The sequence below is a fragment of the Bacillus swezeyi genome (assembly GCF_001969815.1).
GTDB lineage: Bacteria > Bacillota > Bacilli > Bacillales > Bacillaceae > Bacillus > Bacillus swezeyi.
The window spans coordinates 1-24,685 of the sequence record NZ_MRBK01000002.1 but is presented as its reverse complement, the minus strand read 5'-3'; the positions used below and the strand labels follow the sequence as shown (position 1 = coordinate 24,685).

General features: G+C 46.3%; 15 protein-coding genes and 1 pseudogene. 9 read left to right on the top strand and 7 right to left on the bottom strand.

Going from position 1 to position 24,685, the window contains the following annotated elements:
- Window positions 1-6: 6 nt before the first annotated feature.
- The 4 genes from BTA30_RS01525 to BTA30_RS01510 form a co-directional block, all read right to left on the bottom strand.
- Window positions 7-1,833: an ABC transporter ATP-binding protein gene (locus BTA30_RS01525; protein WP_076758403.1), complete on the bottom strand. Its 1,827-nt coding sequence runs from the start codon at window positions 1,831-1,833 to the stop codon at window positions 7-9.
- The gene (locus BTA30_RS01520; RefSeq protein WP_076758401.1) at window positions 1,830-3,557 is read right to left on the bottom strand and encodes an ABC transporter ATP-binding protein; all 1,728 of its coding nucleotides are present in this window, start codon (window positions 3,555-3,557) and stop codon (window positions 1,830-1,832) included. Before BTA30_RS01520 ends, BTA30_RS01525 begins: the two co-directional genes overlap by 4 nt.
- Window positions 3,554-4,030, bottom strand: coding sequence for a MarR family winged helix-turn-helix transcriptional regulator (locus BTA30_RS01515; RefSeq protein WP_076758399.1), 477 nt, complete (start codon window positions 4,028-4,030; stop codon window positions 3,554-3,556). Before BTA30_RS01515 ends, BTA30_RS01520 begins: the two co-directional genes overlap by 4 nt.
- A gap of 141 nt (window positions 4,031-4,171) precedes the next feature.
- Entirely contained in the window at window positions 4,172-5,743 is a 1,572-nt protein-coding gene (locus BTA30_RS01510; protein ID WP_076758397.1) for an alkaline phosphatase family protein, read from the bottom strand.
- A gap of 157 nt (window positions 5,744-5,900) precedes the next feature.
- On the opposite strand from BTA30_RS01510, the gene BTA30_RS01505 reads away from it, so the two are divergent.
- The gene (locus BTA30_RS01505) at window positions 5,901-7,826 is read left to right on the top strand and encodes an electron transport protein (protein WP_076758395.1); all 1,926 of its coding nucleotides are present in this window, start codon (window positions 5,901-5,903) and stop codon (window positions 7,824-7,826) included.
- A gap of 76 nt (window positions 7,827-7,902) precedes the next feature.
- Here BTA30_RS01505 and BTA30_RS01500 read toward each other — a convergent pair whose 3' ends face one another.
- Together BTA30_RS01500 and gltC are read right to left on the bottom strand one after the other, a co-directional pair.
- Window positions 7,903-9,534: a PhoX family protein gene (locus BTA30_RS01500; protein WP_076758393.1), complete on the bottom strand. Its 1,632-nt coding sequence runs from the start codon at window positions 9,532-9,534 to the stop codon at window positions 7,903-7,905.
- Between the two features lie 243 nt (window positions 9,535-9,777).
- The gene (gene gltC / locus BTA30_RS01495) at window positions 9,778-10,680 is read right to left on the bottom strand and encodes a glutamate biosynthesis transcriptional regulator GltC (RefSeq protein ID WP_076758391.1); all 903 of its coding nucleotides are present in this window, start codon (window positions 10,678-10,680) and stop codon (window positions 9,778-9,780) included.
- Window positions 10,681-10,827: 147 nt separating this feature from the next.
- On the opposite strand from gltC, the gene gltB reads away from it, so the two are divergent.
- From gltB to BTA30_RS01455, 8 genes and pseudogenes are all read left to right on the top strand, one after another.
- A complete protein-coding gene (gene gltB / locus BTA30_RS01490; protein ID WP_076758389.1) occupies window positions 10,828-15,393 on the top strand; it encodes a glutamate synthase large subunit in 4,566 nt (1,521 codons plus the stop codon).
- Window positions 15,394-15,409: 16 nt separating this feature from the next.
- Entirely contained in the window at window positions 15,410-16,891 is a 1,482-nt protein-coding gene (gltD, locus tag BTA30_RS01485; protein ID WP_076758388.1) for a glutamate synthase small subunit, read from the top strand.
- Window positions 16,892-17,256: 365 nt separating this feature from the next.
- Window positions 17,257-17,337, top strand: a pseudogene (locus BTA30_RS24365) (hypothetical protein); the annotation flags it as partial.
- 200 nt (window positions 17,338-17,537) lie between these two features.
- Window positions 17,538-19,238 carry a DUF6044 family protein gene (locus tag BTA30_RS01475; protein ID WP_076758385.1) on the top strand — a complete coding sequence of 567 codons (1,701 nt, stop codon included), beginning with the start codon at window positions 17,538-17,540 and terminating at the stop codon, window positions 19,236-19,238.
- A 24-nt stretch (window positions 19,239-19,262) separates the two neighbouring features.
- The gene (locus BTA30_RS01470; RefSeq protein ID WP_076758383.1) at window positions 19,263-20,279 is read left to right on the top strand and encodes a glycosyltransferase family 2 protein; all 1,017 of its coding nucleotides are present in this window, start codon (window positions 19,263-19,265) and stop codon (window positions 20,277-20,279) included.
- Between the two features lie 92 nt (window positions 20,280-20,371).
- Window positions 20,372-21,634 (top strand): MFS transporter, encoded by a 1,263-nt coding sequence (locus BTA30_RS01465; protein ID WP_076758381.1) that lies wholly within the window; start codon window positions 20,372-20,374, stop codon window positions 21,632-21,634.
- 13 nt (window positions 21,635-21,647) lie between these two features.
- Window positions 21,648-22,754 (top strand): mandelate racemase/muconate lactonizing enzyme family protein, encoded by a 1,107-nt coding sequence (locus BTA30_RS01460; protein WP_076758380.1) that lies wholly within the window; start codon window positions 21,648-21,650, stop codon window positions 22,752-22,754.
- 84 nt (window positions 22,755-22,838) lie between these two features.
- Window positions 22,839-23,462 carry a YitT family protein gene (locus BTA30_RS01455; RefSeq protein WP_076758378.1) on the top strand — a complete coding sequence of 208 codons (624 nt, stop codon included), beginning with the start codon at window positions 22,839-22,841 and terminating at the stop codon, window positions 23,460-23,462.
- A 17-nt stretch (window positions 23,463-23,479) separates the two neighbouring features.
- Here BTA30_RS01455 and BTA30_RS01450 read toward each other — a convergent pair whose 3' ends face one another.
- Window positions 23,480-24,244, bottom strand: coding sequence for a phosphosulfolactate synthase (locus BTA30_RS01450; RefSeq protein WP_076758376.1), 765 nt, complete (start codon window positions 24,242-24,244; stop codon window positions 23,480-23,482).
- Between the last annotated feature and the right edge of the window lie 441 nt (window positions 24,245-24,685).

Sequence of the window (24,685 nt, the reverse complement as noted above, 5' to 3'; positions counted from 1 at the left end):
TTTTTCTTAACTGACGGCTTCTTCCCGGGAAAACTGGCTGTTATACAAGTCAGCATAAAAACCGTCCTGCCGAAGAAGCTCTTCATGATTTCCTTTTTCAATAATGTCCCCGTTATTCATGACGAGAATCAGATCAGCGTCTTTAATGGTCGAGAGGCGGTGGGCGATCACGAAACTTGTGCGGTTATCCATCAGCTTGTTCATTGCTTTCTGGATATTCATTTCGGTGCGCGTATCAACGCTGCTTGTCGCTTCATCCAAAATTAAAATCTTCGGATCGGCCAATATGGCCCGCGCGATCGTCAGCAGCTGCCTTTGACCTTGTGAAATATTTTGCGCATCCTCGCTCAATATCGTGTCATAACCGTCCGGCAGAGTGCGGATAAAGTCGTCGGCATAGGCTCCTTTTGCCGCCTGAATGATGTCCTCGTCTGTCGCGCTTTCCCGTCCATAAGCGATATTATCGCGAATTGTGCCGTTGAAAAGCCAAGTGTCCTGAAGAACCATCGCAAACATGCTTCTTGCCTGCTCGCGTGACAGTTCATTAAGGTCCGTGCCGCCAACCTTGATACTGCCTCTGTTCAATTCGTAAAATCGCATCAGCAAGTTGATAATCGTCGTCTTCCCCGCACCGGTCGGTCCGACGATCGCAATCGTCCGGCCCTCATTGACATCAAGATTTAAATCACGGATAACCGGCACATTTTCATCATAGCCAAATGCAACATATTCAAATGAAACATCACCTTTTAATGCTTCAGTATCGACATCGGCAGGGGATTCTTGTTTTTCCTCTTCTTCATCCAAAAGGCTGAAAACCCGTTCTGCCGAAGCAATCGCAGATTGGATTGTGTTTGCGATTCCGGCAGCCTGGACAAGCGGCTGGGAAAACTGCTGTGTGTATTGAATAAAAGCCTGAACGCCCCCGATCAGCAGGGTGCCGTTTAAGACAAAAATTCCGCCCGTAATGCTGACAAAAACATAACCGAGGTTTCCGATGAATGTCATCATCGGCATCATCAGTCCGGAAATGAACTGCGCTTTCCAGCCAGATTGATATAAGCGCTCATTCACTTCATCAAATTGCTGAATCGCTTTTTCCTCATGCCCGAACGCTTTCACTTCCTGATGCCCCGTAAACATTTCCTCAACATGGCCGTTAATTGCGCCAAGCTCATTTTGCTGTGCGCTGAAATGTTTTTGCGAGAAGGATGCGATCAGTCTGACGGCCAGCATGCTGAGCGGAATGGTGATACATACGACAAGCGTCAGCACTGGACTGATGAACAGCATCATCATAATGATTCCGACAATGGTAATCACGGATGTGATCATTTGCGTCAGCGCCTGCTGAAGCGATGTGTTAATGTTATCAATATCGTTTACTGCACGGCTGAGTGTGTCTCCGTGCGAATGTCTGTCATAGTATTTTAAAGGGAGGCGCGCCAGTTTCTCATTGACTTCCTGGCGCATTTCAAATATCGTTTTTTGCGCGACTCCGGCCATGATGTACTGCTGCAAAAATGTAAAGAAAGCCGAAAGGAGATAAAGCCCAGCCAATATCAACGTAATCCGGCCGAGAAAATCAAACTGAACTCCTGTTCCCTCAGTAAAGCTCGCAAAAAGGGAAGATGTCGCATCCCCAAGAAGCTTTGGACTGATGACATTAAATAAGGTGGCTAAAATCGCTGCGATGATCACCAGCACCAGCTGAGAAGTCCGCGGCTTTAAGTAGCCGGCCAGCCGCAAGAGCGTTTTCTTAAATTCCTTCGGTTTTTCCTGCTGCATGCCTGCGGGCAAAGAGCCTGGGTGTTTTTGTTCTTTTTTAGTCATGCGCTCTCCTCCTCAGCTTGCTGGGATGTGACGATTTCTTGATAAATCTTGTTTTCTGCAAGCAATTGTTGGTGTGTGCCGATTCCAGCTATTTTCCCTTCATCTAAGACGATGATTTGATCAGCTTCCGTAATCGTGATTACCCTTTGGGCGACAATGATAACAGCGGCGTCGACAGTTGTTTTCTCCAACGCTTTTCTAAGCTTTTGATCTGTTTTATAATCAAGCGCTGAAAAACTGTCGTCAAACAAATAGATTTCCGGTTTTCTGACCAACGTTCGGGCGATCGAAAGCCGCTGCTTTTGTCCGCCTGAAAGGTTGGCGCCGGCTTGCTCAATATAAGAGTCGATTCCGTTTTCTTTGCCTGCTATAAACTCGGAAGCCTGGGCGGTTTCAAGTGCTTCCAAAATGTCTTCGTCTGCCGCATATTCCTTACCAAAGCGGATATTGTCTTTGATGGTTCCGCTGAATAATGAAGCTTTTTGCGGCACATAGCCGATTTTTTTGCGAAGCTCTTGCTGCGGCATGTTTCTCACATCGATTCCATTGACAAGAACGGCGCCTTTTTCTATATCAAAAAACCTCGGAATCAATTGAAGAATAGTAGTTTTCCCCGCACCTGTGCTTCCGATAATCGCCGTGGTTTCACCTGGTTTTACTTGAAAAGAAATGTCTTCAAGAACGGGTTTCTCAGCTCCGGTATAACGGAATGTGACATCTTTGAATTCAATATAGCCGTGCAAGCCGTTTTCTTCTGCGGGCTGCTTGGGATCTGTAATTTGAGGATCGATCATCAGCAGTTCATTAATGCGGCTGGCCGACGCTTGAGCCCTCGGAATCATCACGAATGTCATCGCCAGCATGATCAAAGCGATCAAGATCATTGACGCATATTGGAGAAAAGCCATTAAGTTGCCGACCTGCATGCTGCCTTCATCAACCCGAATGCCGCCAAACCAAATGATAGCGATGTTTGTAAAGTTCATCATGATCATCATCACAGGGAAGAGGAACGCCATGATTTTGTTGACGGCAATCCCTGTATCCCGAAATTCTTTGTTCGCTTGCTGGAAGCGCGTTTTTTCTTCATCGACACGATTAAAGGCGCGGATCACACGGACGCCTGTCAATCCTTCACGAAGCACAAGATTGAGGCGGTCCGTCTTTTTTTGCAGGACGCCAAACAGGGGGACGGCCTTTTTTGTGATCAAAAAAATCAGTCCAGCCAGTATCGGAAGAGCGGCCAAAAAGATGATGGACAGCTTGGCGTCCCGGGATACGGCCAGCACAATACCGCCGATCAGCATCAACGGCGCTCTCGTCATCATCGAAAGCATCATATTGAGCACATCTTGCACTTGTTTGACATCGTTTGTGGTCCGGGTGATAAGGGAGGCGGACCCGACTTTCCCAAACTCCTCCATTGAGTAATGTTCAACTTTAACAAACAGCCTGCGCCGTACATCCCTCCCAAAGCCAAGGGCCGTTTTGGATGCGAATAAAGCTTTTCCCACAGTCATGATGATGGCAAGGAGGGAACAAACAATCATCCATACACCGGTTTTCAGGATAAATGCCATATCAGAGTTGACAATTCCGACATCGACAACATCTGCCATCAATGTAGGCAAATAAAGCTCAAGCACACTGCTGAACAGCGTAAACACTGCAACCAGAATCACCTGCAGCTTATAGGGCTTTAAATATTTTAAGAGAGAAATCATTTTTCAACCTTCTTTTCATCTTTTTTTTCACCAAGCTCTAAAAAGTCGGACATTTTATGGATCAAACCGGCGAACTGAGTGCTTTCAGCTCCGCCAAGATAAGCGGCAAGCTGAAAGAACCATTGATTTAGCCCTTTCTTCACTTCGTTTGCTGTTTTTTTTCCTTCATCGGTCAAAAAGATGCGGACAATCCGCCGGTCATCCTGATCCATGCGCCGATAAATCAGCCCTTTTTTATCAAGTCTGTTTAAAAGCTGTGTCGCAAAAGGTGAGGTGACATGCAGAGCCTGGCTGATTTCCGATACCATTTTTCCTTCGCCTTCGGCAGTGTCGTCCAGAAACATCAATGCTTTGCCCTCGTTCTTTTTCCAATCTTGAGAAGGGAAAGAGAGTTTCATTTCCGTGTATCGCAGCCTGTTAAACGCATGAATTAATTGCTCAACCGTATCACGGCTGATTTCATCCTTTTTCATAACTGCACCTGCTTTTCGAATTTAATTAAGTAAGTAAGTAAACTAAATGACTATCAACATATTACAAAGAACAACAAAAAAATGTCAACGAAGAACCCTTGTAAAAGGAAGAGACCTGATCGTTTCTACATTCAGATCAGGCTACTCAGTCAATTGAATGAAAAAATCCTTTAGGTCAATGTGGCGAAGATGTCTTGGGGTTTTCTCAGAGCCGACAATGATCATCGGCGCTAAACTATCCGTTTTATAGAGGGAGCCGTGTCCGCCTCCGCCGAGGTGGAGAGGAGATTTTTCAGCGGCAAATTGATAACCCGGTTTCGCATCAGCGACAACATATCGTCCGCTGTGGGAATGAAGAACGCTGTAAAGCCGTGCAAGGGCATCAGGGTAATTCCCATACCAGAGGGAAGTCCTGTTTGCTGAAAGATCCAATACAGAGAGATCCCCGCTGATCGTCCAAGATTGTCCGTAAATATCTGTATAGTCTCCAGTCGGACGGAAACGGAGTGGTTTTGCAGCCTGTTTCGAATCGGCATACACCCAGCCGTTTTCTTTCCAAGCGGTGAAGCCGATCCGGCCGTCTTTTTTCAATTCTTTAACCGTCTCTTTGACAGACACGTTTTGATCCAAAACATAGATAAAGGCCATTCGATCGTTGACGCCAAACAGCAGCTGGTCCTTTTGACGTGGACCTTCTATTTTTGCGGTCCGGTAATTTTTAAATAATGAATGAAGTCGGATAACGGCCTTGTCTTTATCACGACCGATCACCGCCTGGCCGCTGTCGCCCATAATCACCCAGACCGCTTGTTCATAAGCGGCACTCCATGAATCATAAGTGTTTAACATCCGCTGAAGCGCTTCATCCATTTTTTCAAGCCCTTTCATGTCGCTTGGTCCTTTTTTATGAGCATCACGGTCAAAGTCAGGCAAATAGGCTACCGTCAGTGCCGGGAGCTTGCGCTTTTTAATCAAATAAGACAGCTCCTCTGCCGTAAACTTGTCATTTACACCATAGCTCTGCCAAATATGATTGTAGCGGTTATGCGAATTCAGCTGGGCAAACCTGCCGAAGGAAAAGAGCGCCGGACCATTGATACTCATGTTTTCAGGCATCAGCCCAAGACGTCTGAGCGGAGGCGGAATGTTTAAGTCATGTTGATCATCGCCGCGGTAAATAAGTCCATTTATTGAGGCTGACTGTTTTCCTTTCTTTTCTAGAACTTCATGGATCGTTGCCGCGCGCTCATTTAAATGTTTATGATTTAACAAATACATGCCATCCTTGATCGTTTGCTTCACACCGAGCGCAGCGATTTCTTTCTTGTCGCTGCCATAATTGACGAGCCGATTTTCCTTCTCATTATACCAAACAAGACCGGGGATGCGGTGGACGTGCGGATAGGTTCCTGTCAGGAGGGTGCTGTCAATTGTCACAGACATCGTCGGATAGGCGCTGACGACTTCAGGTTCATACCGGCCATTTTCAAGAAAAAATTGCAGTGCCGGGGTACGGCCTTCTTTGACGGCTTTTTTCAAAGGCTTATCCATTAAAGAATCAATGATCAACACGATGACGGGCTTTTCTGAAGGCTTGACAGCCGAGCTTTCTTCATTGGTCAGTCCCAGTTTTTCATCACCGGCATTGAGCCATATGACAAATAAAGTAAGCGCACATACGAAAACGATGAGAATGATGATGAGTTTTTTCAAACGGCTTCATTCCTTTATTTCAAGAAATACTGAACACATATTTTGTCATAAGCGCATGAAATATATAGCTGGTAATAGGTTCTAAATCTTTTTGGGCTTCTTTGATACAACCTATAGTGAAAAAGGGGAAGCCTTTTGATTTAGAAGGAGGATCAACGTGAGAAAACAGAAATGGCTGGCCGCACTGGCGATCATTGCGATTGTAGCGGCAATTGGCTTTATCACAATCAGATATCTTGAACCTGAATACGCATACATGCCGCCGAAAGAAAAAGTGATGTCAAAAGAAAAACGCGTATACGGATATGACTTTTGGGGACGATTTGTTTCGAATGAAGAGGCAGAAGGGATGCGGCCTTCTGAAGGTGCTGTAAAGGTTGATGATCAGCTTCTTGATTTGGGACGGGAAACCTTTTATAAAGAAACGTTCGGCAATGAAGTATTTTTAACCGACATCCTCGGACTGACTGACGGTCCGATTACGGTTGCAAATATGACAAAAGCCATTGCAGCGTTAAAAGGAAAAGGGACGACAAACTTACAGGTTGAACTGGCAAAAACGGCGACCGTCGGGGGAAAGACGTTTAAAAAGGGCGAGAAGATTGATACCGGAATCGATGTGCCAAAAGGGGCCTACGCACCTTTAGGCATGCCTGTGAAATATGCCGGCGGAAAAGTAAAAGTCGGCATCAGCTGCGCCGCCTGTCATGCCACAACAGATCCAAAAACGATGAAGGTGATCGAAGGGGTGACGAACCCGGATTTAAACACCGGACTGATGCTTGCGCTCGCGACAAACTCAGCCGCTTATTTTACACATGCTGAAATGGCAAGCATTAAACAATATATTCATGACAAGAGCCCTGTGATCACTCGAGCAAACGGAAAAAAAGAACGCCTCCCTGATCCTGATCAGCTTGAAGATGCAGTCGATCGGGTGTTTCTCAAATGGCCGAGGGGATTTTTCGATTCAACGATCGATATGAAAAGCAATCCAACGCAAATACCGGATGCATTTACATTGGGGGATCACCCATACAGCTGGAGCGGAGCCGCAATGGCCGGTCCGTTTAAAGGACTGAGTGTGTTCAGCAATAATGTTCATGCACAGAATTCAGACAGTCTTTCACAGTCTCCGGGAAGCCAGGCGCTCTTTGGAATGAGCGAAGACGTTTACGTTGGGACCATTCTTCAGCGCGCTGCAGATCAAAAATATCGATACGATCCAAAAAAAGGTGAGAATCCTGGCGCTTTTTTTGAAAAAGCCGATCCTACACCCGGCGTTCCTGGCGTCAATCAAATGATCAAACCGCCAAGCTTTCCGAAGATCACCCTGGCCGCCCCGGACGGCGTGCATGTCGGATCGCCTGACCGAAAAGCGAATGAAGAAAACAACGCGGTTTCCGCTTGGCAAAATACACTGGAACCGCCCGCACCGCCCAAAAACGCCGACAGTCAAACCGTCAAACTAGGAAGAGGCGTTTTTGAGAAAGCAGGCTGTATCTCTTGTCATGCTGGGCGCTATTTGACAAACAACAAGGTCATTTCAGCCAAAGAAATCGGAACTGAACCGACAAGAGCGCAATCTTTCAAAAAAACGGAAAAGATATTTGGCAAAAGCCGCATATATGCACCGAATACAGAGGTGCCAATCAGAGAAAAGGCAAAAGTGTTGAAGGTGCCGACGAACAAATTCGATCGAGAGCAAATCAAACTGGCCTGGGCAAAGGACGGATCGCCGGGCGGCTATAAGGTCCCAAGCCTCATCGGACTGTATTGGAGCGCACCGTACATGCATGACGGGGGTGCTGCCGTTGGAAGCTCATTGAAGGAAGCAGGCATACCCGAGACGCTGGCTAAAGGAAAACCGGCCGATCCCTACAACAGCTTGCTGTCCGTGATCGACAGGGATTTAAGACAGCGGGTGATCGAAAGCAATTCAGCTTCCCGGGATTTACAAACCGTCAGAGTGACAGGAAAAGGGCATGAATTCTGGGTCGATGACAAAAATGGCTTTTCTGAAAAGGAACAAAAAGCTTTAATCGACTATTTATTGAGTGTCGACAAGCCGGAAAATAAATGAGAAAGCCGAGATTAATTGCAAAATCCTAAAACTTTAAACTGTTTTAGGATTTTGTCATTCTTTAAGGCGGCTTTTTTTAAAATCCGCTAATCGCAACAACGCTCGGCCGCGGCATATGGTCATCTTTGCGGTGAGGCCACATGCTTGTCGGATTGGCAAGGTTGGCGGTTTCTTCACCAGGGTGCTGAACTGAAAGAAACAGCGTTTTTTCGTCTGGCGTAAAGCAAGGTCCGGTTAATTCGGCATCCACAGGCGCCGAAGCAAATTGAAAAGCTTCGCCTTCCTGTTTGCCGTCTGTCGGAATGACAAACACGCCATTGTTCCCAAAAGGCTTCCAGATGGCGGTATTGATACTGCTGCTTGAAATGTCTGTGACTGTCCAAAGGTTGCCATCCTCATCAAACGTCAAGTTATCCGGCGCACTGAAACCGTTTTGAATGCCGCCGGCAGCAAAGATTGCAAACTGGAATTCCATTGCTCCGTGGTCATCATCTTTCTCATAAAACCTCGTAATATGGCCATGAAAGTTGCCATGCTTGTCATTGTTCGTATGAGCGATGAAAATTGTTCCGTCAAAAGGACTGATCTCTACATCTTCAGGACGGTCAGTCGGTGTTCCGCCGAGCAAAATCGCCGCCTCGTGGCAATTGACAACAACATCTGCCTGCGTTTTAAATTTTTCAAGCAGGGCGCTGTTTCCTCCGGCTTTTTTCCGCACAGCTTCAATCGTCAGCGGCACCCATTGACCTTTGGCAAAGTTTGCAGCATATAATGTGCCTTCTTCCAATAGCTTTGCATTCTTTTTTCCGGCCTTTTGATCATACTTTTCTTTGCTGATGAACTTGTACACGCAGGCATCTTTTTTGTCATCGCCCATATAGACAACGACACGGCCGTCCTTGGCAAGGCCCATGCACGTATTTTCATGGTTGAATCTGCCGAGCGCTGTGTGTTTGCGGATTTGAAAATCCGGATGAAATGGATCGACTTCTACGACCCAGCCGTAGTGTGTTTGATCCAGTTTGGCTGCCTTTGAAGTCGATTCGAAGTTTTCCTCACAGGTCAACAATGTATTCCACAATGTCCTTCCGCCTGAACAATTGGCAAAAGTCCCCTGAACCTTCACAGCGCCATTCACGGCAGCGCTTCCTTTTGCAGGACCTGTCAGCGCAATTGGCGTCAGCCCAGTGACGCGGCGGGCATATTTCGAAGCAGGATCCATTTTCCAGCGGCCTTTTTCCCGGTGTACTTCAATGACAGAACCGCCTTGATTATACAGCAATGCATTGATTTGTTCCGCTGTGTAGCCGTTCTCTATCGTTTTTCCGAAGATGAACAGGTCTGAAATATACTCATGGTTGACCCATAAAAGTCCGCGGTCTTTTTTGTTTTCCATCGGGAAAAAGAGCGTATAGTCATTGTTATACCCGAAAGTATCGCCTTTCGGATTGATTTTGTCGCCGTATGAGGCGATGACATCGTAACGGTATCCTTTTGGAAGCACCAGCTCGTCCTTTGTCGAAGGCTCAATCGGCGTAAATTTTAAAGGACCGTATTTCGGTTTTTTCAATCGATTGGACTGATGGAACATTCCTTTTGCTTCAGCTGTTTTGACCAATCCGTCAAGTCCGGTCCCGGCTGCGGCCAATGCGGCTGTTCCTGTTCCGAGATAGGTTAAAAACTTGCGGCGGTTTAATACAGGAGACATATGTAAACACCTCATTCTAATAGATTTGCTTCTATGGTAAAGGAAAAGTGTTAAGCTTAATTTAAAGGAATATGAAGTGTTTGAAAATTCAGCATCATATCTTTAAATGAATCATATACATTTAAGATGCGTCTATTAGAAGGAATGTGAAGAAGAAACAAAAGACTAAAAATTCCGACATTAAATTTGTTTCATGATAAAACAAAATCAGCCAAGCTATCCGCCCGGCTGATGCAAACCCCTCTATTGATATTGCTGAAGCCGTGAGAAGAATTTCTTTACAAACTGATAAAAATCTTTTGCAGAAGGGGAAAGCTCTCTGTTTTTTGGTGCAATGATTCCGACTGTCCGCTTCACTTGAGGATAATCAATCGGAATTTTCCTTGTGAAACGGGGAGTCGTCTCATTAAAGGCGGTTTCCGGCAAAAGCGTGACTCCCATATCTGCTGAAACCAGCCCTTTGATCGCATCCAAGTCTTCTCCCTCAGACGAAATTTTCGGTGTATACCCCACTTGTTTGCACGCGTCAACAGCCATTTTGCGAAGGATGAACCCATCCGGAAACAGCACATATTGATCATTTCTGAGATCGCCCAGATGCAGGCTTTTTTGTCCCGAAAGCGGATGATTGACCGGAACGAGGGCAAAAAGGCTTTCCGTAAACAAAATGTCTCCTTTAATGTCAGGATTGTTCGTCGGAACAGGACCGAGAAAGGCTAAATCAATATCCCTGGTTTTTACCGCTTCAATTAAAAATTTATATGATCCTTGTCTTAGAAGAAAAGCGACATTTGGATGCTCCTCTTTAAACGCGGAAATGACGGTCGGGAGAAACTGACTTGCAAGGCTAGTCGGAAAGCCGATTTTGACGGTTCCTCTGTCAGGATCTAAATACTCATCGATTTGTTCCTTCGCAAAATCGATCGCTTTCATCGCGGTTTTAATGTGATCCAAAAACTGCTTTCCGATCGGGGTCAATTTGACATTGCGGCCTTCGCGCTCAAATAAATCGACGCCGAGCTCTTCTTCCAGGTTGGCAATCTGCCTGCTGATCGCCGACTGAGCGACGTGAAGATGCATGGCGGCTTCTGATACGTGCTCTCTTTCTGCAACTTCCATAAAGTAATGTAATTGGCGTAATTCCATCGTGTTTCACCTGCTTATCTCAAAATGAGATTGTTTTAATCTAAATTATATATTGTTTGTATAGATTTGAAAACCTACAATGGGATTAGAGTTTGTAAGATTTTAGACCGGGGATAAAACGGGAAAAATGAACGGGGGAGAGGAACTATGACTTATAATCAACTACCGAAAGCACAAGGTCTCTACCGTCCTGAATTTGAACATGATGCATGCGGAATTGGGCTTTATGCTCACTTAAAAGGCCTTCCTACTCATGATATTGTCAAAAAAGGATTGCAAATGCTTTGTCAATTAGACCACCGGGGCGGTCAGGGCAGTGATCCGCATACCGGAGACGGAGCAGGGATCATGATGCAGATTCCTGATGCTTTTTTCAAAAAAGCTTGTTCTGATTTTCACTTGCCTGAAAAAGGGCGCTACGGCGTAGGCATGGTCTTCTTTTCAAAAGATGACGGCGAGCGCGGGCAAATTGAAGCACACATGAATCAGCTGATCGAACAAGAAGGACAGTCAGTGCTCGGATGGCGAACTGTACCAATAAATGTCGGAAAAATCGGAACAGTCGCACAGGAAAGCGCACCTGTCGTCCGTCAGGTTTTTATCGGTGCAGGCGAACAGATCAAAGACAATTTGGCGTTCGAACGCAAATTGTATATCATCCGCAAACAAGCGGAAAACTGGGCGCATGAACGAGAAAAGTCATTTTATGTTGTCAGCCTTTCCAGCAATACGATCGTCTATAAAGGGCTCCTGACACCTGAGCAGGTTGATGCATTTTATGAAGATTTGCAGGATGAAGCTTTCGTCTCAGCGTTTGCACTTGTTCATTCCCGTTTCAGCACAAACACGTTTCCGAGCTGGGAACGGGCTCACCCAAACCGCTATCTCATCCACAACGGAGAAATCAATACGCTCCGCGGCAATATGAACTGGATGAAAGCGAGAGAACAGCAATTTGTATCTGAAGCTTTCGGAGACGACCTGCCGAAAGTTCTTCCGATCCTTGATGAAAACGGAAGTGATTCTTCCATATTGGATAACGCTTTTGAATTCTTTGTATTGGCCGGGAGAAAACCGGCTCATGCAGCCATGATGCTGATTCCTGAGCCGTGGAACGAAAATCCTTATATGTCAAAAGAAAAGAAAGCATTTTACGAATACCACAGCTCTTTAATGGAGCCATGGGACGGTCCTACAGCGATCTCGTTTACAAATGGAAAGCAGATCGGAGCGATTCTTGATCGGAACGGACTCAGACCTGCCCGTTATTATGTGACAAAAGACGATTACATCATTTTTTCTTCTGAGGTCGGCGTCATTGACGTTGAACAGGAAAATGTTTTATATAAAGACCGCCTTGATCCGGGAAAAATGCTCCTGGTTGATCTTGAAGAAGGACGAATTATCTCTGATGAAGAGGTCAAATCCGAAATCGCCGGAGAATTTCCATACCAGGAATGGCTCAGCAAAGAGCTGGTCCATGTCAGCAATGACATTCAGGAAACGGAAGAAAAACCGGTGCCAGAACTTTTAACGCGCCAAAAAGCGTTCGGCTACACGTATGAGGATATTCATAAATATTTAATTCCTGTCATTACAGAAGGAAAAGATCCGCTCGGTTCAATGGGTAATGATGTCCCTCTTGCGGTTTTATCTGACCGTCCGCAATCGCTGTTTAATTATTTCAAACAGCTCTTTGCCCAAGTCACCAACCCGCCGATTGATGCGATCCGCGAGCAGATCGTCACATCAACTTTGACATGGCTCGGAGCGGAAGGCGATATTCTTCATCCGAATGAAAGCAGCTGCCGCAGGATTAAACTGTATACACCTGTATTAACAAATGCACAGTTCAACTCCCTGAGGGGGCTCGTGCACCAGAACTTTAAAAGCAAAACGATTCACACGCTCTTTACAGATGACTTGAAAAACGGACTTGAAGATATGTTTAAAGAGGCCGACAGAGCGATTGCTGAAGGTGTAACACTGCTGATTTTATCCGACCGCAAGATGGACGGACAAAAAACGCCGATTCCTGCACTTCTTGCTGTGAGTGCTCTGCATCAATATTTGGTTCGTGCAGGAAAACGCACGAAAGTCAGCATCATCGCCCAATCAGGCGAAGCAAGGGAAGTCCATCATTTTGCCGCGTTAATCGGTTATGGCGCAGACGCGATCCATCCGTATTTGACGTATGCGACTTACAAGCAGGCGATTGAAGACGGAGCTCTTTCAATCAGCTATGAAGAAGCCGTGACAAAATACAGCAAAAGCGTAACCGAAGGCGTTGTTAAAGTTATGTCCAAAATGGGCATTTCGACTGTGCAAAGCTACCGCGGCGCGCAAATTTTCGAAGCGGTCGGCATCAGCAGGGACGTAATCGATCAATACTTTACCGGAACGGCCTCACAGCTCGGCGGCATCGGATTGGACACGATCGCTGAAGAAGCACAGCGCCGCCACCGGGAAGCGTACAGAGACACATTCAGCGAAACGCTTGATTCAGGAAGCGATTTCCAATGGAGGAAAGGCGGCGAACATCACGCTTTTAATCCAAAAACGATCCATACTCTGCAATGGGCGTGCCGCAAAGGTGATTACAGCCTGTTTAAGCAATATTCAAAAGCGGCGGATGAAGAAAGAATCGGATTTTTGCGCAATCTCTTTTCATTTGATGAAAAGAGGAAGCCGCTGCCGCTTGAAGAAGTCGAATCGGTTGAATCGATTGTGCGCCGTTTTAAAACGGGCGCCATGTCATTCGGTTCTTTAAGCAAGGAAGCTCATGAAGCGCTGGCGATTGCAATGAACCGTCTAGGCGGAAAAAGCAACAGCGGGGAAGGCGGAGAAGACCCACGGCGCTTTATTCCAGATGCGAGCGGCGACAACCGCCGCAGCGCCATTAAGCAGATCGCATCAGGCCGCTTCGGTGTCAAAAGCCACTACCTTGTCAATGCTGATGAACTGCAAATTAAAATGGCTCAAGGAGCCAAACCTGGAGAAGGCGGACAGCTTCCCGGAAATAAAGTGTACCCATGGGTTGCCAATGTTCGTGGTTCAACGCCCGGCGTCGGTTTGATTTCACCGCCGCCGCACCATGATATCTACTCGATTGAAGACTTGGCTCAGCTGATTCATGATTTGAAAAACGCTAACCGCGATGCACGGATCAGTGTTAAGCTCGTCTCAAAAGCAGGCGTCGGCACGATCGCAGCCGGTGTTGCAAAAGCGACGGCTGATGTCATCGTCATCAGCGGATATGACGGCGGAACCGGAGCATCTCCGAAAACGAGTATTAAGCATACCGGACTTCCTTGGGAGCTCGGTCTTGCTGAAGCACACCAAACGTTGATGCTGAACGGTTTGCGCCAGCGCGTTGTATTGGAGACAGACGGCAAATTAATGACCGGCAGAGATGTCGTCATGGCCGCGCTTTTAGGCGCCGAAGAATTCGGTTTTGCTACAGCGCCGCTCGTCGTCCTTGGATGCGTCATGATGAGGGCATGCCATTTGGATACATGCCCTGTCGGAGTGGCGACGCAAAACCCTGAACTTCGCAAAAAGTTTATGGGCGACCCTGACCATATCGTCCATTATATGCGCTTTGTCGCCGAAGAAGTGCGCGAGCTGATGGCGCAGCTCGGCTTCAGAACAGTTGATGAAATGGTGGGACGCACCGATGTCCTCCGCGTCAGCGAGCGCGCCAAAGCACATTGGAAAGCGGGTCAATTGGATTTATCCAACCTGCTTCATCAGCCAAAAGGCGCACGCACATTCCGGACGCCGCAAAATCATAAAATCGATGAATCTCTTGATGTCACCGAGATTTTACCGGCAGTCAAAACAGCGATTGAAGACGGCATTCCGACGGAGGCAGCATTTGAGATCCGCAACATCAACCGTGTGACAGGCGCCATTACCGGAAGCGAAATTTCCAAGCGCTACGGTGAAGAAGGACTGCCTGACGATACGATCAAACTGCGCTTTACAGGCTCAGCCGGCCAAAGCTTCGGGGCGTTTGTGCCGAAGGGGATGTCGCTTTACTTGACGGGAGATGCCAATGACTATATCGGCAAGGGCTTGTCCGGCGGAAAAATCGCCGTCAAAGCTCCTCGCGAATTCAATCCTGCTTTCCGTGAAAATGTCATCGTCGGTAATGTTGCGTTTTACGGTGCGACAAGCGGTGAAGCCTATATCAACGGTCTTGCCGGAGAGCGGTTTGCGGTCAGAAACAGCGGGGTAAACGTTGTGGTCGAAGGAATCGGAGACCATGGACTAGAGTATATGACAGGAGGACGGGTCGCCGTTCTGGGGGATGTCGGCAAAAACTTTGCGGCAGGAATGTCCGGCGGCATCGCTTATGTCTATGCTGAAAACAAAAAAGCATTTAAACGAAAATGCAACCATGAAATGATTGAGTTTGAAACGCTTGAAGCGCCGGAAGAAATAGCAGAGCTGAAAGCGATGGTCGAAAATCATTACCGATACACAGACAGCGCTAAAGCTGCCTCCATACTGGATGATTGGGAAGCAGCGGTCACTCGGTTTGTCAAAGTGATTCCGAAAGACTTCAAGCAAATGATCGAGCGGATAAAAGAACAAAAAGAAGCCGGTTTATCAGATGAAGAAGCGATGATGTACGCATTTGAAGCCGGAACGAAGCAAAAGATTCAAACTTCTGCGGCTGCCTCGTCAAAAGAAGCAGTGGCACAGTAAGAAAGGGGAGGGGAAAATGGGCAAAACAACAGGATTTATGGAATTCAAGCGGGAAAAGCCTGCTGAACGCGATCCTCTCACGCGGATAAATGACTGGAACGAATATTCGTCTCCATTTTCTGAGGAAGTTTCAAAAAGACAAGGAGCGCGCTGCATGGACTGCGGCACACCTTTTTGCCAAATCGGCATGGATATCGGCGGATATACGTCAGGATGTCCGATTCATAATTTGATTCCTGAATGGAATGATCTCGTCTATCGGGGAAGATGGAAAGAAGCGCTTGAGCGCCTCCTCAAAACGAACAACTTTCCTGAATTCACCGGACGCGTCTGTCCGGCGCCTTGTGAAGGCTCTTGTACGGTGGCGATATCTGATCCTGCTGTATCGATCAAAGGCATTGAACGGACGATTATTGACAAAGGCTTTGAAAACGGATGGATTCAGCCGAGGATTCCGAAAGAACGAACCGGCAAGAAAATTGCAATTGTCGGCTCAGGTCCGGCAGGTCTTGCAAGCGCAGACCAGCTGAATCAGGCCGGGCACTCTGTTACCGTATATGAACGCGCCGACCGCCCTGGCGGCCTCTTAACTTACGGAATTCCGAATATGAAGCTTGAAAAAAGCGTCGTGGAACGCCGCATCAAATTATTGAGGCAAGAAGGCATCGATTTTGTCACCAATACGGAGATCGGCAAAGACATTACAGCAGAAGAACTTAAAAGACAATATGATGCGGTCATTCTTTGCACGGGGGCGCAAAAGCAGCGCGATCTTTTGATTGAAGGCCGTGAAGCAAAAGGCGTTCACTTCGCAATGGACTATTTAACAGGCACAATCAAAAGCATGCTGGATTCAAACTTTAAAGATAAACAATTCATCAATACGAAAAACAAGGATGTCATCGTCATCGGCGGCGGTGACACCGGGGCTGACTGTGTTGCGACGGCTTTGCGCCAAAAAGCGCGGAGTGTCGTCCAGTTCGGCAAACACCCGAAGCTTCCTGACATACGGACGGCTGAAAACATGTGGCCTGAACAGCCGCACGTCTATTCGCTTGATTATGCTTATGAAGAAGCACAGGCGAAATTCGGCAGCGACCCGAGAGCATATTCCATCCAAACAAAGAAACTGGTCGCAGATAAAAACGGCAACTTAAAAGAACTGCATACGATTCAAATGAAAAAAGTGAAAAACGAACAAGGGAAGTTTGAATTTCACGAAATTCCGGGAACGGAAAAAGTCTGGCCTGCCCAGTTCGTCTTTATCGCCATCGGCTTTGAAGGCACAGAACAGCCGCTCTTGAAGCAATTCGGGGTCGAAACGGTCAGAAATAAAGTTGACGCAGCATACGGGGAATTTAAAACAAATGTCGAGGGAGTCTTCGCCGCAGGGGATGCGAGAAGAGGCCAAAGCTTAATCGTTTGGGCCATTCACGAAGGACGCGAAGCCGCCCGTGAAGTTGACAAGTATTTGATGGGGAGTTCTGTATTACCGTAAACAAAGGGGTATCATTATATAAATTACAGCCTGTCTCACGGCCTGCCTTTAGGTTGATGGGGCAGGCTGTTTTTCTGTCCGGCGGCTGCTTCACAAAGTGACAGGTCCTTTGCGCCCTGAGATTTGCCGAAATGAATTGTTTTTTATTGAGCGCGGACCTTCCTGTTAATGTACAATTGACAGCTTCAATATTTCGCGTGTACATACTCCATTTTATGGGGGGCGGCATAGCCTAAGAGTATTCAAACCACCGAAAGGAGGCTATGATGTTGGAGGAAATCTATCATATTAACCATGGTTACGATGAAAGGCAGCAGCCTTATTCCTATTCTTATCCCTATCCATATCCGAGACCAAGGCCAAGGCCGAGACCAAGACCAAGACCGCCGTTTTATCCTTATCCATTCTATTATCCGTTTTTCTTCCCTTTTTATCCTTTCTATCCTTACTCATGGTAAAAACGGGGCTGTCTGGGTGTCCGGACAGCTCTTTTTCGGCATGATCAAATCCATAACGATCTCGCAGGACCTTTTTTTATTTTGATGAATTTTTCAAAAGGCTTCCAGCAATAATAACAACAAAGTAACAGCGGCTCCATATATTTCTTCTTTTTTTCAACTAGAACAAAAATGGATGTGTTGTTTTTATGTTGTTGCCCGTCAAAAAGATCAGCCGGGAGAAAGTGTTTCTCTTTATCGCTTTCACCATCATCTTATTGTATGTTTTACCGCTTTACATATTAAATGAAAATGCCCATATCCGCGTTCACGACAACCTGGATTCTAATATCGCCTGGTACAAGGTGCTCGCGGAAAGCGGACAGCTGCTCGGCGGTGTGAAAGCTGTGATTCCCCAGATTATCAACGGCCTGCCCCGTGATGCTTACGGAACGGAGTGGAGCGGAATTGTCTGGCTTCACGCCTTGTTTCCGTCAATGACCGCGTATGCTGTAAGTCAAACGGTGACAAGGGTTTTCGCCTTCATCGGCATGTACGTCCTGCTGAAAGCACATGTGATCCGCGATGAAAAAGCCTATTTGATCAGAATCGGCGTCTCTCTCGCCTTTGCCCTCACACCGTTCTGGCCTTCCGGCATGCTGAGCACACTTGGACACCCGCTTGCATTATGGGCTTTTTTAAACATAAGAGCGCGGAATTTTTCCTGGAAAGAGTGGATTACGCTTGCCCTTTTGCCGCTTTATTCAAGCTTTGTGCTCGGTTTTTTCTTTTTTCTTGCCGCTGTTTCCATGCTTTGGCTTTACGATTTGATTGTCAAGCGCGATTGGAACCTTCCTTTTCTGGGGAGCATCGCTCTTATGACAGGGGTTTTTCTCGCCATAGAATACAGGCTCGTTTATTCGGTTTTCGCGTCAGGCGAAACGATGCACCGTGTTGAATTTATATCATCAAGACATGATATACTGCATTCTTTCCGCCTGTCTTTTAAAAATTTCGTTCTCGGCCATAACCATGTGATGACCGTTCATACAGCCGTGATCCTTCCTGTGGTCCTGCTGACGTTTATGATCGTCATCGGCAGGCAAAAACAAAGGCGCCCGAAAGAAGAAAAGCTATTTATTTTTTTGATGATTTTAAATTATGCACTTTCATTATGGTATGCGTTTTGGTTTAACAAACTATGGGCGCTGCCGAAGGAAAAAATCAGCTTTCTGTCGGCATTCAATTTTGCACGGTTTCATTTTTTGCGGCCGCTTGTGATCTATGTAAGCTTTGCAGTGGCATGCTATATCTTGTGGCGGATCGGCAAAAGATGGCGGCGGTTTGTCTATGCGGCGCTTCTCGCACAGCTGATCGTTCTCATCCCATTTCAGGAAGAACTGACCTATGGCGCTTATTATAAAGCGCCGACATTCCGGGAGTTTTATGCGTCTGAACAATTTAAAGAGATCAAACAATTCATCAGACGGCCTGAGCGATCATATCGGGTGGCGAGCATCGGACTGCATCCGGCGATTGCACAGTACAACGGTTTTTACACGCTGGATACGTACGCTAATATTTATCCGCTTAAATATAAGTATCAATTTCGAAAAATCATCGCCAAAGAACTTGAGAAAAATGCCGTCCTAAAGCGCTACTTTGACGAATGGGGGAGCCGCTGCTACCTGTTTGTCGATGAGCTCGGAAAACATTACGCCTTTAAAAAGAACTCGAAGAAAAAAATTACCAACCTGGAATTAAATACTGAAGCATTCAAAGAAATGGGCGGGCGTTACATTTTTTCTTCAGTACCGATTATGAACGCCCGACAAAATAAACTGACGTTTTTAAAGCGATTCAGCCATTCGCAGTCCGCCTGGAACATCTATTTATATGAAGCAAAATAAGTTCGCTAAAGAGGAGGAGACAAATTGAATCATTCACAGCCTTTATTGACGATCGTTGTTCCCTGTTACAACGAAGAGGAGGTTTTTTCTGAAACCGCCAAACAGCTGACTGCTGTATTGAAAGATCTGACAGAAGACACTCTGATTTCATCCGACAGCAAGCTCTTATTCGTAGATGACGGATCGACAGACCGTACATGGCCGCTGATTGTTATGGAAAGCACAAGAAACCGTTATGTTACAGGCTTAAAATTGGCTCACAATTCAGGACATCAAAAAGCGCTTTTAGCAGGGCTGGATAAAGCAAAACAAAAGTCGGACTGCGTCATATCAATCGATGCTGATCTTCAGGATGATATTTCAGCGATCCGCAAGTTCATTGAGAAGTATCATGAAGGATATGAGATCGTCTACGGTGTGCGCCGGAGCCGAAAAACCGACACTTTATTTAAGCGGACGACAGCAGCGTGGTTTTACCGCTTAATGAACAAGCTCGGCATTCAATTAATTGATAACCATGCCGATTTTCGGCTTTTAAATAAAAGGGCGCTTGATGAGCTCAGCCGTTATGCCGAAGCCAATGTTTTTTTGCGCGGGCTAGTGCCGCTGATCGGTCTTCGATCGGCAAAAGTGCTCTATGACAGGAAGGAGAGGCATGCAGGAGAGACAAAATATCCACTGAAAAAAATGCTGTCTTTTGCTTTTCACGGCATTACGTCTTTTAGTGTGGCACCCATTCGTTTTTTTACCTTTATCGGCTTTTTCTTATTTTTCTTAAGCGGCATTGCAGGCATCTATGCGATGATTCAAAAGCTGCTCGGCTATACGAATGCGGGCTGGGCGTCTTTGATGATTTCCATCTGGTTTTTGGGAGGCCTGCACTTAATGGGAATCGGCATTATCGGCGAATACATCGGCACAATTTTCACCGAAGTGAAAAAGCGGCCGAGATATGCGGTTGATATCGATTTGTATACTGAACGGCTGGGCCGGGCGGAGCGGCGCGAGCCAGAAAACATACACGGTACAAGGCTAAGTTAAGGCGGATGCTTGAGGGAATAGCATTCAGCCGTAGCGGACAATCTAATCTATAATCTCAAGTTTATTAAGTACAAGGAAGGATGTTCAAGCTTATGGCAGAAAAACAAAGCTCGGGTCTGACCGTAGTGGCCATCGGTTCGATTCCGCTGATCATGACATTGGGAAATTCCATGCTGATTCCGATTTTGCCGAAAATGAAATCTGAACTCAATTTGTCTCAATTTCAAGTCAGTCTTGTGATCACCGTGTTTTCCATAACGGCGGCACTCTTTATTCCGCTGCTCGGATATCTGGCAGACCGATTTTCACGGAAAGTGATTATTATCCCGTGCCTGGTTCTTTACGGAGCAGGGGGAATTCTTGCGGGATTCGCTGCTACGACATTTGAAAATGCATTTCCATGGGTCCTTTTCGGCAGGGGGCTGCAAGGCCTCGGGGCAGCCGGAACGGCGCCGATTGCTATGGCGCTTACAGGAGATCTTTTTAAAGGGTCTGATGAAAGCCGGGTGCTTGGACTTGTCGAAGCTTCCAACGGTTTCGGAAAAGTGTTGTCGCCTATATTAGGTTCCCTGATTGCATTGATCGCTTGGTTCTGGGTATTTTTTGCTTTTCCGGCTTTCTGTATTGCTCCTATCGTACTGACTTGGTTTTTTATTAAAGAAAAAGACAAAAAGAAAGATCCTCCGCCCTTTGGAAAATATGCAAAAGGGTTAGTCAGCGTTTTTAAACATGAGGGCAGATGGCTTTTCACAGCATATTTGGCAGGTGCTGTCTGTTTGTTTACATTGTTTGGCATTCTCTTTTATTTATCTGACATTTTGGAAAAAGACTTTCATACGGATGGGGTGAAAAAAGGGTTGATTTTAGCGATCCCGCTGCTTGTCATGTGTACGACTTCCTACATAACAGGCAGTAAAATCGGGCAAAATCAGCGGCTCATGAAAAAAATGATGGTCATCGGACTCGCATTTATTACGATTTCATATGGGACACTGTCATTTTTCTCCGCGCTCATTCCTTTTATCTCGATTCTTGTTATCAGCAGCATCGGCACAGGGTTTGTATTGCCGTGTGTCAACAGTTTTATAACAGGCGCTGTCGGCAAAGAGAGACGGGGCTTTGTGACATCGCTGTACGGCTCGGTCCGTTTTTTGGGGGTTGCCATCGGACCGCCGATTTTCGGGAGGCTGATGGAATGGTCAAAAATCGGCATGTTTATGACCATCGCCGGACTTACTCTCGTTGTCGGCATCCTCGTTCTGACATTGATCCACGCCAAAGATGAAGGCCCGACAAAAAAAGGGGAGAAAGGGCCAAAAGGGCCAAAAGGGCTGCAAACCGCTGATGCAAGGTGAAAGGGAGAAAAACATGCGCATTGAAAGAATTGATACATTTCCGCTGTTTTATAAGCTTTCCGCCCCTTATGGAGATGCGAACGGGTTCAAAAGCTACAGAACATGCTATTTGATTCGGGTGACGACCGCATCCGGCCTGACGGGGTGGGGCGAATGTATGGACTGGCTGCCCCTGTTGGATGCGGGCTTCAAGAAACGGATCATCCCTTATTTAATTGGAAAACAAGCGACTGACCGCTTGCGGCTTGCCGGCGTCATTAAAAAGTGGCATCAGCGCGCCGCTGCTGCTGTCAGCATGGCTTTAACAGAAATCACGGCCAAAAAGTCCGGCCTTTCTGTATGTGATTTATGGGGAGGAAAGCTGAGGGAGCGTATACCGGTTTATGCTTCATTTCAATCCTATTCGGACAGAACAGACTGGATCAATCATTCCATTCAGTTGATCGAGAAAAGCGTACGTAATGGATTTGACACCGTAAAGCTGAAAGTTGGAGGAAGACCGTTTTCAGAAGACTTGGCACATATTCAGGCTTTTCAGAAGATGTCAGAGCAAAACATCCGTTTTATTATGGATGCCAACCAAAGCTATGACTTGGCAGCCGCCCGCAGATGGGAGCGCTTCGCTCATGACTGGTGCAATCTGCTTTGGTTTGAAGAGCCTATGCCATTTGATGACTTGGCGGAATATCGCAGGCTGCGCTCGCTTTTTTCTGTTCCAATTGCCGGGGGAGAAAACATGAAAGGCGCAAAACAATTTTTGCCGCTCCTTCTTGAACACGCCCTCGATATTATTCAGCCCGATGTCATGCATGGCTATGGAACCGACGACTTTCAGAGCGTACTGCAGCTCGCCCGGCATTTTAGGAAACGGGTTTCCCCGCACAGCTATGACGGAACACTTTCAAGATTGTACGCGGCTTTCGGCCAAGCCTGTTTATCACCTTGGACGAAAATGGATGGGGAAGATATCGAACCTCTCGAATGGGATGCGATGGAAAATCCGTTCACACAAATTGTACATGTTCAGGTAAAAGACGGGCAGCTCCATGTGCCTGAGAAAATCGAAGTTGATACAGAATTGGTGAAAGCACACCTGTGGGACGGAACAAGCTACAGGTAATAAGCAAAAGATGTGATATTTTTCATTTCCCCTTTCATATAGTAGATAGAGGACAAGTTTTCATTTAAAGGGGATTATATCCATATGGGGAGAACATTCAAAATCGTACAGGCTATTTTTTTGGGCAGCGTATTACAGGGACTCGGTATGGCGCTCTTTTTATTTCCAAACCATATTCCTTCAGGAGGGGCGGCCGGGATTGCCGTCTTGCTCAATTTTTGGTTTCAGGTTCCGCACGGATTAACGGTCTGGGCCGTAAACTTTTCATTGCTTCTGACGGCTGTCAAATGGCTTGAGCCGATCACGGTAATCGGGACGATGGGCGCCATCACCATGACGTCTGTTTCAGTGCAGATTTTCGAAACCTGTTTGCCTGTTATGACGACGAACAACATATGGCTGGATTTATTTTACGGCGCCGTCCTTTTAGGAACCGGTGTCGGGATATTATATAAATACAACATTTCAAACGGAGGATTCGGCGCCTTGGCTTTGATGATTTCGATATATCGCGGCGGAAAGCCGGGGACGTCCTTATTTTTAATGAATGCTTTTATTTTTCTGCTGACGGCTTCTGTCATCGCATGGGGCATCGTCATCCAGGCCCTAATCTGCCAATGGATTTCCACCAGGATCATCGATGCCATTTATCAAATTCGGCTGCGTCCGTTTTTGCTGCCCCTTGCCGGCTATCGCAACAAAAAATAGTCCGCCGCCCGGCGAACCTATTCGAATAAATAAAATGTATCTGAGCGAAGGCCAAGCCGCAGTGTCTCCAAAGGAATGGCATCTTGAAACGGAATGTTTGCCATATTGACATCAGATCCGATTTTTTCAATAAAACACGTTTGCATTTTTTTAGTCGGCGCTTCAAAGATTAAATCGTCAGGCTTGATGCCTGATCTAAGAATGTCCTCAATCAGCAGGGAACGCATCTCCCCATCGCTTTTGCACAAACCGCTCGTTCCGCCTTCTCTCGTTTCTGTGATCACTTTCTCTGCCCCTGCTTCAAGATCTTCGAGAATATAGTCAATCCAATCTGATGACTGCTGCTCATTGCTGATCGCACTGTCTTTGCTGCCAACCTCGCTGAACACGTGAAACTCTTTTGCAAAATCAGAGATAAAGCTCGCTTTTTCTCTGTTGGACAAAAGGATCGTACCATTTGATATTTCCACATACTGACATCCGTATGTTTTACAATAACGGTAATAGTCTTCAATCTTATCCTGGCTTAAAAACTTCTCAAACAGTGTGCCGCCGAAAAAGAATTGAACATCATTTTGCTTTAAGCAATCGATCTTTTCCTCCAAATATTTTGTAACTAAAGACGTCCCCCAGCCAAACTTCACAAAGTCTATATAATCGGCTGCCCCGTTAATCGTGTCTTTAAACAAGTTTAAGGGAACTCCGTTATCAATCAGAATAGTGATCCCTTTCGTTCTCGGTTTAAGCTGCCGCACGGGCAGTTTTAATTCAGAAGAAATCATGATTACCCCTCACAATCTTTAACTATATCATTCACACCTCGGAAAAATGCCTCTATACAACCAATTTCAGCTGCCGTTCTAAAAGATTGACCTTTCTCTGTTTTTTCAAATATGTTTTTCGATTTGGCAAGGAGTTATCCAATTCACCTCCTCATGGGCAGCGTATTTTTCAGCAAACGCAAAAGACCAGACTTCGCGGCAGTCGCAGCGTTCGGCTGACATCGCTTTTTTGCGTTTTGAAGATAGGTATTTATCCATATTGTGAAGTCAAAGTAAGTATATTCGCCGTCCTTTTATAAGGTTCCATTCTTTATCCGTTATCAAAGCGCCGCAATTTTAGAAAGAGAAGCTTGTGACAGATTTGCGAACTCGATAAAAAGTTCACCATTTTTTAACATTTAAAGATATTTCAATATATTAAAATCCGGATTGTTTAGATTG

What these genes read in the sequence shown, in the direction of transcription:
- BTA30_RS01525 (WP_076758403.1), bottom strand. Translation starts at nt 1,833, where the DNA reads ATGACTAAAAAAGAACAAAAACACCCAGGCTCTTTGCCCGCAGGCATG.
- BTA30_RS01520 (WP_076758401.1), bottom strand. Translation starts at nt 3,557, where the DNA reads ATGATTTCTCTCTTAAAATATTTAAAGCCCTATAAGCTGCAGGTGATT.
- BTA30_RS01515 (WP_076758399.1), bottom strand. Translation starts at nt 4,030, where the DNA reads ATGAAAAAGGATGAAATCAGCCGTGATACGGTTGAGCAATTAATTCAT.
- BTA30_RS01500 (WP_076758393.1), bottom strand. Translation starts at nt 9,534, where the DNA reads ATGTCTCCTGTATTAAACCGCCGCAAGTTTTTAACCTATCTCGGAACA.
- gltC (WP_076758391.1), bottom strand. Translation starts at nt 10,680, where the DNA reads ATGGAATTACGCCAATTACATTACTTTATGGAAGTTGCAGAAAGAGAG.
- gltB (WP_076758389.1), top strand. Translation starts at nt 10,828, where the DNA reads ATGACTTATAATCAACTACCGAAAGCACAAGGTCTCTACCGTCCTGAA.
- gltD (WP_076758388.1), top strand. Translation starts at nt 15,410, where the DNA reads ATGGGCAAAACAACAGGATTTATGGAATTCAAGCGGGAAAAGCCTGCT.
- BTA30_RS01475 (WP_076758385.1), top strand. Translation starts at nt 17,538, where the DNA reads ATGTTGTTGCCCGTCAAAAAGATCAGCCGGGAGAAAGTGTTTCTCTTT.
- BTA30_RS01465 (WP_076758381.1), top strand. Translation starts at nt 20,372, where the DNA reads ATGGCAGAAAAACAAAGCTCGGGTCTGACCGTAGTGGCCATCGGTTCG.
- BTA30_RS01460 (WP_076758380.1), top strand. Translation starts at nt 21,648, where the DNA reads ATGCGCATTGAAAGAATTGATACATTTCCGCTGTTTTATAAGCTTTCC.
- BTA30_RS01455 (WP_076758378.1), top strand. Translation starts at nt 22,839, where the DNA reads ATGGGGAGAACATTCAAAATCGTACAGGCTATTTTTTTGGGCAGCGTA.
- BTA30_RS01450 (WP_076758376.1), bottom strand. Translation starts at nt 24,244, where the DNA reads ATGATTTCTTCTGAATTAAAACTGCCCGTGCGGCAGCTTAAACCGAGA.